General features: G+C 44.6%; 19 protein-coding genes. 14 read left to right on the plus strand and 5 right to left on the minus strand.

The features are described from left to right. The first annotated feature begins 173 nt into the window (after window positions 1–173). On the plus strand, window positions 174–1322 hold the full coding sequence (chrA, locus tag EDI28_RS14440) for a chromate efflux transporter (RefSeq protein WP_128784588.1): 1149 nt from the start codon (window positions 174–176) through the stop codon (window positions 1320–1322). A 230-nt stretch (window positions 1323–1552) separates the two neighbouring features. Further along, a complete protein-coding gene (locus tag EDI28_RS14445; protein WP_128784589.1) occupies window positions 1553–1849 on the plus strand; it encodes a hypothetical protein in 297 nt (98 codons plus the stop codon). Window positions 1850–1906: 57 nt separating this feature from the next. Here EDI28_RS14445 and EDI28_RS14450 read toward each other — a convergent pair whose 3' ends face one another. Next, window positions 1907–2446, minus strand: a complete 540-nt coding sequence (locus EDI28_RS14450; protein WP_128784590.1) for a YceB family lipoprotein — start codon at window positions 2444–2446, stop codon at window positions 1907–1909. A 497-nt stretch (window positions 2447–2943) separates the two neighbouring features. Further along, window positions 2944–3819, minus strand: coding sequence for an RNA polymerase sigma factor RpoS (gene rpoS, locus EDI28_RS14455; RefSeq protein WP_128784591.1), 876 nt, complete (start codon window positions 3817–3819; stop codon window positions 2944–2946). Window positions 3820–4503: 684 nt separating this feature from the next. Between rpoS and EDI28_RS14460 the strand changes: the two genes are divergently transcribed. Next, window positions 4504–5028 (plus strand): GNAT family N-acetyltransferase, encoded by a 525-nt coding sequence (locus EDI28_RS14460; protein ID WP_128784735.1) that lies wholly within the window; start codon window positions 4504–4506, stop codon window positions 5026–5028. On the opposite strand, the gene EDI28_RS14465 is transcribed toward EDI28_RS14460, so the two are convergent. Beyond that, window positions 4991–5464 (minus strand): helix-turn-helix domain-containing protein, encoded by a 474-nt coding sequence (locus EDI28_RS14465; RefSeq protein ID WP_128784592.1) that lies wholly within the window; start codon window positions 5462–5464, stop codon window positions 4991–4993. The genes EDI28_RS14460 and EDI28_RS14465 overlap by 38 nt on opposite strands. A 160-nt stretch (window positions 5465–5624) precedes the next feature. Then, window positions 5625–5888: a transcriptional regulator gene (locus tag EDI28_RS14470; RefSeq protein ID WP_128784593.1), complete on the minus strand. Its 264-nt coding sequence runs from the start codon at window positions 5886–5888 to the stop codon at window positions 5625–5627. 145 nt (window positions 5889–6033) lie between these two features. Between EDI28_RS14470 and EDI28_RS14475 the strand changes: the two genes are divergently transcribed. From EDI28_RS14475 to EDI28_RS14515, 11 genes are read left to right on the plus strand one after another with little or no spacing between them, the layout of a single operon-like run. Next, window positions 6034–6252: a hypothetical protein gene (locus EDI28_RS14475; RefSeq protein WP_128784594.1), complete on the plus strand. Its 219-nt coding sequence runs from the start codon at window positions 6034–6036 to the stop codon at window positions 6250–6252. Beyond that, complete coding sequence (locus EDI28_RS14480) at window positions 6249–6524, plus strand: hypothetical protein (protein ID WP_128784595.1); 276 nt, start codon at window positions 6249–6251, stop codon at window positions 6522–6524. The genes EDI28_RS14475 and EDI28_RS14480 overlap by 4 nt, the downstream gene beginning before the upstream one ends. Continuing rightward, a complete protein-coding gene (locus EDI28_RS14485; protein ID WP_128784596.1) occupies window positions 6521–6751 on the plus strand; it encodes a DUF3850 domain-containing protein in 231 nt (76 codons plus the stop codon). The genes EDI28_RS14480 and EDI28_RS14485 overlap by 4 nt, the downstream gene beginning before the upstream one ends. Continuing rightward, window positions 6748–7248 (plus strand): hypothetical protein, encoded by a 501-nt coding sequence (locus tag EDI28_RS27350; protein ID WP_233353383.1) that lies wholly within the window; start codon window positions 6748–6750, stop codon window positions 7246–7248. The genes EDI28_RS14485 and EDI28_RS27350 overlap by 4 nt, the downstream gene beginning before the upstream one ends. After that, window positions 7248–7406, plus strand: coding sequence for a hypothetical protein (locus EDI28_RS26985; protein ID WP_164918562.1), 159 nt, complete (start codon window positions 7248–7250; stop codon window positions 7404–7406). Before EDI28_RS27350 ends, EDI28_RS26985 begins: the two co-directional genes overlap by 1 nt. Next, window positions 7406–7594: a hypothetical protein gene (locus EDI28_RS14495; protein WP_128784597.1), complete on the plus strand. Its 189-nt coding sequence runs from the start codon at window positions 7406–7408 to the stop codon at window positions 7592–7594. Before EDI28_RS26985 ends, EDI28_RS14495 begins: the two co-directional genes overlap by 1 nt. Continuing rightward, window positions 7581–9758, plus strand: a complete 2178-nt coding sequence (locus tag EDI28_RS14500; protein ID WP_128784598.1) for a hypothetical protein — start codon at window positions 7581–7583, stop codon at window positions 9756–9758. Before EDI28_RS14495 ends, EDI28_RS14500 begins: the two co-directional genes overlap by 14 nt. Window positions 9759–9772: 14 nt before the next feature. Beyond that, window positions 9773–9940 carry a hypothetical protein gene (locus tag EDI28_RS26990; protein ID WP_164918563.1) on the plus strand — a complete coding sequence of 56 codons (168 nt, stop codon included), beginning with the start codon at window positions 9773–9775 and terminating at the stop codon, window positions 9938–9940. Then, the gene (locus tag EDI28_RS14505) at window positions 9933–10364 is read left to right on the plus strand and encodes a hypothetical protein (protein ID WP_128784599.1); all 432 of its coding nucleotides are present in this window, start codon (window positions 9933–9935) and stop codon (window positions 10362–10364) included. The genes EDI28_RS26990 and EDI28_RS14505 overlap by 8 nt, the downstream gene beginning before the upstream one ends. An 18-nt stretch (window positions 10365–10382) precedes the next feature. Further along, window positions 10383–10877 (plus strand): hypothetical protein, encoded by a 495-nt coding sequence (locus EDI28_RS14510; RefSeq protein WP_128784600.1) that lies wholly within the window; start codon window positions 10383–10385, stop codon window positions 10875–10877. Window positions 10878–10936: 59 nt separating this feature from the next. Further along, window positions 10937–11539, plus strand: coding sequence for an ATP-binding protein (locus tag EDI28_RS14515; RefSeq protein WP_128784737.1), 603 nt, complete (start codon window positions 10937–10939; stop codon window positions 11537–11539). Window positions 11540–11581: 42 nt separating this feature from the next. Here the strand turns inward: EDI28_RS14515 and EDI28_RS14520 are convergent, their stop codons facing one another. Beyond that, complete coding sequence (locus tag EDI28_RS14520) at window positions 11582–12841, minus strand: PIN-like domain-containing protein (protein WP_128784601.1); 1260 nt, start codon at window positions 12839–12841, stop codon at window positions 11582–11584. Window positions 12842–13087: the final 246 nt, after the last annotated feature.

Below are 13087 nucleotides of genomic sequence, written 5' to 3' on the forward strand. Positions count from 1 at the left end.
GACTGCTGTAATAAACTTTCATCAATATTGCTAGCGCAGTCGATTATCCTGATCTTGAAGGATCTTTATCTGCGCACTTATGACTATTAACGCTATCGATGTGAGATATTAAATTGAACGATTTTATCGATTATATAAGGTGGAATATGATGAGAGCCTCATTCGGAGGTTGTATGTTTACAGTGTTATGGCGATTCTTTGTTTTAGGTTTATATAGTTTTGGCGGACCAGCCGCGCATATTGGTTATTTTCAACGGGAATTTGTCGACAATAGAAAATGGTTAACTGATCAGGATTTCACCCATGCAGTGGCCCTCTGCCAGTTTTTGCCTGGCCCTGCGAGCAGTCAGCTGGGTATGTATATAGGCTATAAAAAGGCAAGTTACCTTGGTGCTGCTGCAGCATTTGTCGGTTTTACTTTTCCATCGTTTCTAATTCTGACTTTGTTGGCTATTGGTAATCAGCAATACAGCGATCTTGCACTTATAGACACCATCATTCAGGCAGCAAAACTGCTGGCAGTAGTCGTGGTTGCAGATGCGTTATGGGGAATGGCAAAGAAGAATTTAACAAGTAAATTAACGTTTAGTGTTGCATGTCTGACTGCCGTCAGCGTTTATTTCAGCACAGGATTAACCGGACAGATTTTCCCTATAATTTGTTCTGCACTTATTGGTTTCTTGCTTTCTCTGATAAATGAACAAGTCCAGAGGCGCCCTAACGAGAATGCTTTGATAAGGCCAAATATCATGGTACTAGGCTTTTTTGCTGTGTTGCTTTTGGTCATGCCAATGCTTGCTGGTCAATCAGAACTCTTCGGCTTGTTTAACATTTTCTATCAGGCTGGCAGTTTTGTATTCGGCGGTGGCCACGTAGTACTTCCTTTGTTGGAACCTATGCTTGACGGTATGCTAGATCAAGATTCTTTCCTGAGTGCTTATTCGTCAGCTCAACTTGTTCCTGGCCCAATGTTTACTATGGCAAGTTATCTCGGCGCATCATCTTTGACTGATTCTCCTGTATTAGGAAGCTTAATTGCTACCATTGCTGTTTTTTTGCCAGGAAGCCTACTGTTGTTTGCCTTTCTTCCTGCTTGGAATGCCTTGGTTAGTCACAGCCGATTGAAGGCATCGATTATATTAGTAAATGCAAGTGTAGTAGGGCTGCTGGCAAGTGCGTTTGTTAAGCCTGTATTGTTGACATCGGTTGGGTCGGTCTTTGATGTTGTTGCAGTTGTAGCTGGTTATTTACTACTGAAATATCGAAATTGTCCAGTTTGGTTACTGATAGTACTCTTCTGTGGATATAAGCTTTTTATTTAGTAATCTCATTTGTACTAGCAGCCAGTAGGCTGTTAGTATCATATCACCTAATGCACTATAACTTCTTTGTTGTCATTAAATAAAATACATTTCACAACCATATAATGAATAGCCTATTCACATATTTATCCCTTTTTACGTAATAAGGCTCTGCTTCTCATATCGATTAAGTTAATGTTAAGCCTATCCTGCTAATGTCCTGTCATTACATACATATATAGATATGACTAATGACAGCAAAAAGAAAGGTTCGCCCGAACCTTACCAACTATGATGTACTTGAATTAATTCAGGAAGAATTACACCAGTCAGAAAAGCGTATTGTCAAAAAAGTGATCTTCATCGTCTCTTCTGGTGTCTTAATGGTATTGTTGTTCATTGTTTTAGTGATTAGTACACAGGGCAAAACTGTACGTAACTATGCAGCTGAAGCAATGAAAAAAGCATTTGAGGCTGAACGGGCTGTGCACATTATAGATGAAGCTGCAGGCACTAATTTTCTAGAACAATCAAAGCTGGAACCCTAGTCGAACGCCAAATACTTATGTAGATCGGTATAAGAACTCAAGGATTGAGTCTAACCTCTACATTTGTACTACTAATGAATGATTTTTGATCAATAGTTCCGGTCTAGCTGTTTTTAGCAATGACTGTTTAGCATCGTGTTCATCTAAACGGTATACAGGCTGGGTTAAAATAAACTGGCCAACCATTTCAACAATTGATGAAAGAAGTTGTTTGCCTGCAAAATTAGTTAGCTCGTCCGGTGTTAAATCTAACGATTCAACTTCAAGATCGTTCAGAAAAATAGCACCTTCTTCTTTGTTGTAATAAGGCACAGCACTGAAACTAACATCTATCGCAATATCTTGCGGTCGTTGGCCCGAAATCATGAGCTTTGCTTGAGATTTTGCGTCAAGGCTAACACGGTCATCAGCTACTCTTCCTATACCTACCTTTATATTGCTAAACTTAACATTGGCATAGGCTAAGCCTTTAATTCCAACAGTACGCTCAAAAGTTGCGCGGTTATCCAGGTAATCCTGAATTTCACCTTCAGTTACGCTGTAACTCGCACAGGAGGACAAGATGAAGGTGGTAAGTAAGACGGCTAGTTTCTTCACTGTTAACCTTCTGATGTCGGTCTGAACATCATTTAAGTATCAGCAATCTAACGCTAGAACGCCACTTTAGTAACGAGAATGACTAAAAACAGTATTTAAATTCGTCTTTGTATAGCTTATCCAGTTGTTTTCGGTACTTCACGCCTTGCTTGTTGGTGTATTTATGCCGCATCTTGCTATGAATTTTGTCAATTTTGGTGCGTATTTTTACGCATTGCTCATTCTTAGTGCTGTTAGCGGCAACCATAGGTGAAGCACTCAGTAGGAATATGACAAGTATTGAACTTAGTATTTTTTGGAACATTAGAATGCCAGAGGTTTGAAAGTGGTATCAACAGTATAAGAAAAGTAGGAAAATTCAGTTTGTTAGAAGACGATGATTTAGAGAAGAGGCTCAGTTTGAGCTAGCAACTAACAACATAATTACTTGAAGCTTAGAAGAATGAACATAATAGTGGGTGTCCAGCCTTGCTGAACACCCATTATTGATGTGATCGTTAAGCAATTTCTGAGAATAGTAATTCAAGGTCATAATTGTTACGTTTTAATGTGTTCTTAAGCTTGCTCAGGGAACTGACTTGTAATTGACGGATACGCTCCCTGGTTAAACCCACTTCATCTGCGACCTGCTGTAATGTCTGTATCTCATGGCCTAATAGGCCAAAACGACGGCATATTATTTCTCGATCCCGCTCGTTGAGACTGTCTAGCATAGAAATAGCAAGTTTATTGATATCTTGTTTATTAATCACTGTATCTGGTTGTGTTGAAGAATCATCAGCAATAAATGCTGAAATTGTCTGTGAGTTTGTATCTTCGTTTATTGCTTGATCTATAGACATGACAGGAGCGTCTAGCGCTAACACTCCTGAAATATCATCTACGGTTCGTTCAAGTTTCGCGGCAATTTCTTCGTGACTTGGCTCTTGGTTTGAGATCTTCATCAATTGCTTGTGTGTTCGTAGGATTGTATTAATCTCTTTCGACACATGAACAGGAAGTCGAATCGTTCTAGCTTGGTTGTGAATAGAGCGCTCGATAGTTTGCTTTATCCACCATGTGGCATAGGTTGAAAAACGGAAACCTCGTTCAGGGTCGAATTTCTCAACAGCTGTAATCAAACCAATATTTCCTTCATCGATTAGATCACTTAATAGCATGCCGCTACCACGATATTTTTTTGCAATACTCACAACAAGTCGAAGATTGCTTTCAATCATCGTTGCCTTAGCAAATTTATCGCCTAATAAGCTCTTACGGCTATATTGAATTTCTTCAACTTTAGACAACAGTGGTTTTTGTGCTATATCTTGTAAATATAGGTGTATAACATCTGTTTCAAATCCATGTACATCTTGTGGTCTGATATCCATACCATTTCCCTCAATTAATTGTACAACAATATCTTTATACTTATTTTCTTATACACAATCACACTAACATACACATGTTGCATATTCTATTCGATATGGTCTCAAATATTGCAAATAGGTATAACTATTTGTTATTTAGAGATAGAGTAGTGGTGATTCCTTAACAACATTTATATAAGTAATTAAGTGTTACAGGTGTCATCAACAAAAGCATAATGATTAAATAATTCAATTACTTACAAACAGGCCAAAAAGGGGGAGTTGCCGCTAGATATTCAACAAGAGTAATGAATATAATTAATACAATATATGTGACGGTGTCACTTAAATTAACTTTTCCTTATTATGAATCAACTCAGTATTGATAAATCACAATAACATGACATATGTATGATCATTGAAAGCAACTGCTTGTCTACGTAGTAGATATTACAATCTTGCTCTGTATTGGATACATTTTCATAGATTTCAATTAATAGTTTGTGTGTTCTAATAATAGGTATAAATGTATTGAAAAATACGCTGAACAAATTAATTTAGATTTAGTTTAACTTTTCTACCTACATATAATGCTGATAAATTGATAGAATAACGATAATAAATGAGAAATGTTGTCTTTGCTTGTTACGCCGTCACTCACTCTGTGGCAACAGCTGATAGTCAACTATGATTGATGAAGGAATTATGCTCTACAACGACAATATAACACTAAGAGTTGCTACCTCTGAGGATAAAGAACCATTGTACTCGTTGATCACGTCTGATGAAGAGTGGACAAAATTCAATGGCCCGTATTTTCCTTATATCACGCCTACTATTAAGGAATTTGAAGCCAATTTGTTCAAGCGGCTCTGTGATGGCGTTGACGCGCTTGTAATCGACTATAAGGGCGAAGCTATTGGAAGTGTTTCTTATTACTGGGAAGATAAAAGGACAAGGTGGCTAGAAGTTGGCGTTATCATTTACGATAGTCGCTATTGGAGCAAAGGGGTTGGTCGCAAAGCCCTAATTCCATGGATAACACATCTGTTCGATACTTTAGAAATAGAGCGCGTTGGTTTAACTACATGGTCTGGTAATCCTAGAATGGTGGCCTGCGCTCAATCAATTGGTATGACGCTTGAAGCGAGGCTGAGAAAGGTGCGTTATTTTCAAGGGCAATACTACGACTCTATAAAGCTAGGAGTGATCCGTGAGGAATGGATGTAGCACCATCAGGCAAAGCGGCGGTTGAAATCAGTGCCCAGACAATCACGCCGGTGGTGCGGCAGGTAGACACGAGAATTACATTTGGCATGACCCACAAGCCGTCAGCGATCATCCATTGGCGCAGAGTTTCAACTGAAACGTGAAGGCCATGAAGCTCAGTGAGTTTTTCATGAGCCAGTGTTGGGCCGAAGTCCTGATAGTGCTCATGAATTAATTTAAGGCTCTTAAGTCGAGTATCGTCATTAATTTTGTTGGGTGATGGCTTGCCTCGGCGCTGGTGACTTATTCCTGCAGCACCAAGTTGACGAAAGCGTGTCGCTAATCGTTGGATCTGCCGAACACTTAGTGAAAGTATTCGGGCTGCATCCATTCGTCGAATACGTTTTTCACAAACATCCCGGATAGCACTTAGGCGTAAAATCTCTTTGTCATTCATGGTTACCAACATCGTTTGTTAATCTCACACAGATCAGATAGGTACTGATCACCGTAGGAAAAACAGGACATTTCACTTTGCAGAAAAGAGACATTTCAACTTTGTGGCTACATATCCCAGTGCGTATTATGTATAGTAGGGTCAAATACTTAGCGGGAATTCAGGCCGGGCGACCTTCCGTTAACGCATTGATAAGTCTTTGGTTTTCGTATTTATCTTCGAGCAGTCCGTAGACGACTTTCTGATCGTCCATTTCCAGAATATCGGCGACCTTGAACGCCATATTCCAGTCCATTGAGTTTAGCTCTTTTCGCCATTTATACAAACGAGCTTCACTAACTTCTAATTTCTTCGCGAGCTTATACTCTGAGGTCAGACGGAACTTGGTTTTTACCATGTTCAATAATTCATTTGTATAAGTCATAAAGAGCCCGCCGAAATCCATTAGTTGTTAAATAATAGGCGATCAAAATGCTATTTCCCATACCTTACGATAGGTTGTGCATAACTAAAAGTTGAGTAATCTTATATATGCACATGCAAATACTTGCTTATTGGGAGATAAGATTATGGAAAATCAGAGACATATTGTCACCAGCCCGATACATCGCCCCTGTCCGGATATGGCAGGCTGTTCCAACCCCGACCCGAAGCTGACCGCCAAATCCCTCGCAGCGATTGAACGGCTACGGGAGAAGTTCAGCCTCAAGACCAGCGAAGAGCGTCAGGCCGAAGAGGCCGAATATAAGCATTCTATCGCAGGATTTGGGATTGGGGGTGCTTTATGAATGCTCACAAAAAACTTTATAAGTTGTTTTATCAGGCCGAGCGAGCCGTCGGTTCAACTCGTAGAACTTCTGGCTGGAAAGTGCTTGATTTTGCATTGGATGCCATCCGAGTTGCCTATCGATATGAGCATAGTCAGAAGGTAAGCTTAAGTGATTTATTTGAAGCCCAAGCGGCTGCAAATAATGTAATTATGAACAAAAGAAAACCTGACTTTTCTCAGTCAGAAAAGCTTGCAGCAGCCCTTGCTAAGTTTCGCGGGGTGGCGCTATGAAGACGCATGTTCTAAAAATCCAGCCCGAATACCTCGAAGCAATCATCAAAGGAGTGAAAACATTCGAGATTCGTAAGAATGACCGCGACTTCAAAGTCGGCGAATATGCCCACCTTTATGACGCTGAACGCTATGTCTCTGTACGCATCAAGTACATCACTGATTTTGCTCAACAGGAAGGTTACGTCGTTTTCGCCTTCGATTTGATTGAAGGGGGACAACTATGATATTTGCAGACTTCAACACTAAATATCTCCTGCTGACAGACGGAGAAAACCTTCAGGTCATCTTCGCGGTTCCAAAGGACGAAAGTCCATTGCCGCCTGATATAGAAAAAGAAGCCTTGGAACTAACACCAAATTCCGCAAGGGCGTTTATTGCAGACGGTATCCCGGTTCAATTCTGGAGCAAGTGCCTTGTTCCCGTTCAACAGATTAATGATTCAATTCAGAGAATCCCAAAGCAAGTGACCAAAGCCCCTTCGGGGGCGGCGGTTTCCTCTATGCCGTTGCATGAAGTCGCCATTCCATTAGACAAAGCCATTACAGCCGAGCACTTGGCCTTGCTAGCCCAAGTTGAATGCATCAATTCTGTCCAGCTAGCCAAGAAAAGCCGCCTGAATGGTCACCGTGAAAATGCTGCCTTTCTGCTCAATGATGCTGCTGAATACCGTCGAGTTTTTCAGGCATTCCGCCGAGCTGTTGATGTCATGGGTGGCCTGTGATGAACAATAACCTGTACCACCTCCTGAAAAGAGAAATCCGCGCCAGCCTGATACTGGCGCGAAACTTCCGCCTTAACGGCGAGCGCCGTTTGGCAATCCAGTTTCTCAATGATGCAGGCCGGACACGTGCTGAGCTGGCTGCATTAAGGGGGCTTTAATGGAAGACTTCGGTTTTGGCTGGTTCGCCTTCGGTTGGTTTATTGCCGTTTTAATCGGTTGGTCAGGAGGGCGAGCAGAAAAAGTGACGGCACCTAAGCCGTCAGAGTTCAGCAGTGCCATTGTCTATGCGTGGGCAATTGTCGGCGTGATGTGTTGGATTATGGGGGCTATTCATGCTCCGAACTAACGATTTGCTGTATGTGGCTGGCGCTGTCCAGCCCCATGACCAGACCCAAAACAACCAAGCCGCTTATGATAGCGGTTTTTTAGGATTCCATTTTTGTGGCCCGCAACCCGAAGGGGCAGTTTCGTCACAGAAAACGACTGCCGCTTGGGAGCTGGAACGCGTCAACAGACAGAACGTCTTTCTTGCCGATATGCAAAAAGAGCACGAACGCTCTTTGCCGAAAGTTAGCGCCGAACACCTCCGCGAAGCGGCGGCACGGAGTGCCGGGAACAATAGGCTTGTCCAAGGGCGCAAAAGTCCGACACACCCGCAACAGGCCCAATTAGACAAGATTCTGCGACAGGAGCGCAAGCTACAGCGCGGTGATACCGTACTGGCAAGTACCGAGTCCGTCTACAGCCACGATACGCTCTACGCGCTCTCGGGTGACGAATTCAGCGCCCGTATCTTGTCGCCGAAAGGCAAAACCAAGGTGGTCGAGCCCAAAGTCACCCCGAACATGGTCAGGCTAATGCAGCGTGATTGGTCGGGGCAGTGCAAAGTCCAGTTCTACACCCAGACCCCGAGCAGCGGCGCACCGGATGCACAGGAAGGCGACCGTTTCACCGAGAGCCTGACCAAACGGGCCGTCAGCAAGATTTTTGAGTCCGGTGCCTATGTCGCCACCTGTCATGGCGGTTTCTGTACCTTCCTGACCCTGACGTTCACCCAAGAGCAGCGCTTTCGGATTATGGGCGGCATGGTCGAGGGGGATGCCGCCCCGTATTGCACCTTGCCCAAGCCGCCGTTGCCAGCGAGCAAAACCCGCGGCCCGCGTTCGATGCTGTCGGGCCGTCCGCAGCTCAGGTGTACCGACGGCACCAACACCCCGGTAAGCATCAGGCGCAACATGGCAACGTATGTCGAGGACATTGCCGGGCCATATTGCTATATCGACACCTTGGCCGATGACCCGGCGGCCACCGTCGACATTTTTGATGACGGCACGGTCAAGGTCATGAACGAAGACGGCGAGATTGCCGGGCCGTATACCCCGACATTCCTCAAGCCGGAACAAGAATTCACCATCACCAAGGAAGCCGAAACCACCATTGGCCGGGAAGTATCCCGTTTCCTCGACGGGGCGAAAAAAATGTACCAGCGCGGCTGGACAGCCAGCCATACCGTCGAGAAAGATGCCGAAACAGGCGAGAAAACACGCATACAGGCCGAAAAGCGTATTCCCGGTCACAGCAAACCCAGCGAGTTCGGCCCCACGGAAGAAACGGCAGATTTTCATTATATCTGGGTGGCAGAATGCCCGGCCAACGATGACGGCGAGCCCAACCCTCATGTACACGTACTGCTTAACTGGGCAGTCCCTGAATCGCTGTTCTCGGCATGGTCGCAGCGGCTCGAAAAGCTATGGGGCAACGGCTTCGCCCACCTAGAGCGAATCCGGCAACCTAAAGCCGCAGGCTCTTACATCATCAAGGCAGTCGGTTATGCCGCCAAGGGCGAGAACGCCGACCAAGGCTTGATAAAAGGCAACCGCTACAACATTGCCCAGTGCAGCCGTGCTCCGGCATGGGACTGTATTGCCAGTTTCGAGGCCGACAACATCACCGCCATCATCAAGGAATGCGGTTACAAGCTGGAGCAATGGCGCAGGCCGCTAAACCGCCACCTCAAGCGGCTTGAAAAGCAGCTAGACCAAACCATCAAGGCGAAAGCGATAGCGAAAAAGGCCAAAAAGCCCGAGCAGGACGTCAACAAGCTGACCGCCCGTATTATCCGGCTTGAACACCAAATGAAGACGGTTCGCGACCAGACCAGAAGCCGGGAGGTCTACGCCCACACCAAGAACATTTTCTGCCTGTCATTCGATGGCGAGCAGGCCGAAACCAAAGCCTATGACTTTTTGCTCTGGGCCGCCGGAGCCCGCGGCTGGTCGATGACTCCCGTCACCGTGGAGGACGACACCGAATACATCGAGTCAGTCAGCGAGGCCAAAGCCGTAGCCCGGAAAGAGTACGCCAGCCAGTACCGCCGCTTTGAAGACAGGCGGGCCTACTGGCATAGCGTATTGAGTGACCCGCTGACACCGCCGGAAGGCGATATCGAGGCGGAACGCGCCAAGCATATGCGCGTCCGTCATGAATACGAACAATGGATAGCAATATAAGGGAACGATGCGAAATGGATAGATTGGAACAAATAACGTCAGAGCTAGGCAAGGAAGTCGACAAGGCCAAGGGCAGCATGGTGGCAGGCAAAATCATGACCCCGCTGCGCTTGGTGCTGGCATGGATGAACGGCGTTAACGCCAAACTGATGGAACTGGAGCAAAGAGGGAAACATGGCTAAGGACTCAAACGGCTGGCCCGTTCGCAAAACCATCAACCCGACACTGGGCGGAAAGCGGTGTAATTGCAGCGACATACTGACAATTCACCAAGCCAGAGGGAAGCGTAAAAAATTCCTGTACTCAATGTGTGACAACTGCGGTACCGACCAGCGCACGGGCCCCCGTATTCAGGAAAGATTTAAGCAGTACTTCGCCACCATGGCCGAGCTGACGGCCAGCGAGGAGGCAAACCAAACCGATGACAAGCCGACGTTAGCCGAACCCGAAGTGGTCCCCGCTGACAACAAGCCGACGGTTGAACCGGAACAAACCGAAACACCCACGGAGCCGGAACCGGACAAAAAGCCGAGTGCTTGGCGCGTAATCCTGACCGGAGTCATTCTGGGCGGCCTGACAGGCGGCGCTATTACCCGTTTATCGTAACTAAACCAAAGGAAACGTATGGAAACTGAAAACTTAGCCGTAAACGATGCCGAACTGGGCGACACTCCGGCCATCGAAACCCATTCAGAGCAAGACGAAAAAGCATTTTTGTCGACACTGGATGATGACAGCCAGGACTTTGACCCAACATCGGTTAAAGCCAAAGAAGACGACAAGAAAGCCGAAACCGAAGCGGCAGCCGGAGTCGTATTCATCGGCCTGATGACCGTAGAGCAAACCATGAAAACCTTGGTTCACCCTGAATTCGGCTTCGACCCTGACCAGTCCGAGGCAGTGGCCTACAAAGTTGCGCCGCTCATTGTGAAATATGGCGGCAATCCGCCGCCTTGGCTCGCTGCCTACATGGATGAAATCATGGCCGTCGCCGCCATCGGCATGTTGGCTATCTCCAGTTGGATGCAGGTCAAACAGCTGAAAGCTGCCGATATCGCCGCGGCCAAAGAGAAAGCCAAGCAAGCCGCCAACGATGACCATCAACAGGAGGCCGCTTGAAACTCCAACCTATCAACCAGAACAATGCGCTAGATAATCACCATGCGTATGCGGTTGGTATGTCTGGCTGCGGGAAGACTTCCGCAGCCAAAAAGCTGTTTATCAAGGCAGCCGACCAAGTCGCAATATTCGACCCGCTCAATGATTACGAAGGAAAACTCGCCGGACGGGTAGTTCGCGGCTACGACAAGCTCAAAGACTTTGCGGTAGCGCTTATCGCCGGACGCAAAACCAATCAGGGTTTCAAGATAGCCTACACGCCAAAGCACGAAACCACCGAGGCCGATTTCGATAAGTTCTGCTCTGTGGTCTGGGGCGTGGGAAATGGCAAGCACAAAAAACCGCTCAAGGTGATTTGTGAAGAAGTGGCCGAGCACAGCAATACCACTGCGAAGGCAACTGGGTACCACGGCAAGATTTTGAGGCTAGGGCGCAAGTACGGCCTGCATTCTATTAACATGTTCCAGCGTGGTCAGGAGGTATCAAAAACCATCATAGATAACTGCCAGTATGCCTGTGTGATGATGCAAAAAGCCGATGACAGTGCCCGCTACCTTCAGCAAAAAACGGGGATTCCGGCGGTAAAGATAATGCCACTAAGGAAGCTTGAGTATATCTTACAAGATGGGAAAGAATGGAGTAAGGGGGTGATTAGCTGGTAAAATAACAGCTAACACTAATGTGGTTAGCTGTTATTTACTTCATCACTTGGGCTCTACTTGCTTTCTCTTGATTTCTTTCAACAATTCAAACTGAGCTTTTCCTAGAGCTAAGTCCATATGTTTTTTGTTAGCCTTTTCTTTTATTTTTCTTTCGCAACCCATTGCTTTTTTATGATTTAATTCCAAAAGGGTTTGGTCTATTTTGTCTAATCTTTCATAGTATTCTTCCTCTTCCCCTAGATGTAGGAAGTCATCATCAAAATAATCAAGAGAAGCCAGCTCACCTTCTAGGTTAAGTTCCCCTCTAGTAAAATTCAACAATTCAATGAAATTTCTAATGCGACTTATTACACTATTTGACCGTTCTTCTTTACCCAGTGATGGAAGGTTTGTAACTTCGCGAATTTCCGCAATTACACCATCAGAAACATTTGTATTAAGATAGTCACGAGCGTAATTAATGAAAGGTTCTATGTTGTAAGCATAAAAGTAATCAAGTTCGGTCTTGTTATATATTTCGTCAACAAGCTCAGGCCTGAAGCCCGTTGTCTTACCTTTTACCTTGTGCCACCAGTCCTCTTTCTTGTCACCTGTAATAAAAATGAGGGATTTTAGGTTTTCATCCTTTGCTCGAGATATAATCTGCTGCCAAACAATTAAGTCGCCATATTGCTTATGGTATAAAACTCCGCCATGCGTAAATGAGTCATCATCATTTTTTGATTTTTTTGCATCTTTATATCCCGGAGGGATAAGATTTTCATATCGAACTTTCCCTTCTTCTTCAATAATATTTATACATTCTTGACTCGGTTGCTCCCCAACCTTTCCATCGAGAAGGGTTTCGAGACGTTGTAATATAAAATCCTCGGAGTTTACGTTCATACTTCTAGATTCTAAATCATCAAGCTCAGTATAGAAGTCGTCAGCTAATGATGATATATCACTAATTAACTTATCAGGATTGATATGGCTATTCCGATTTTTCAAATTCAGATTGCTTAGTTCTTTTTGAAGTCCACTTATGTTTTTTTTAACCGTTTCTTTTGTCTTATCGAATAATTGATGTTGTTCTTCAATAGTAGTAAGTCGATTACGTTGATACTCTAAACCAACATGATGGGGAACCCATATCCTAGCTTGCAATTGCTCCATTATTTTAAAAAATGCTTCTCGTGCGTCAGATTGATAACGATATAAATTTGTAAACACATTGGTATCAAATACAAATATGGCATTATCCCAAAGTAGTGTTAGTTCTTCTTTATTGGGTTTACTAAACCCTCTAAACGAATCTTTCATTCTATCCTCTGTGCTTATATCGTATTTGCGCTTAAAGTATCATAGTTCAACGCTCAGTTTCCCGATGTAAGCTACTAAAAATATTAGAAAAGTAAGATGCAAATCAAATCTAAGCGATTTTTATTTCTATAGCCTTAGCATTTTGTTTTTTTCTTGCCTTAAAACCAAATCACCTGCTTTTCTGTTGGGGAATTCATCACGTTCAACAACAGAGAGCAAATAACATGAGTGCAAAAACAAAAGGCT

Origin of the sequence: Photobacterium chitinilyticum, assembly GCF_004104355.1 — a bacterium.
GTDB classification, from domain to species: Bacteria; Pseudomonadota; Gammaproteobacteria; order Enterobacterales; family Vibrionaceae; genus Photobacterium; species Photobacterium chitinilyticum.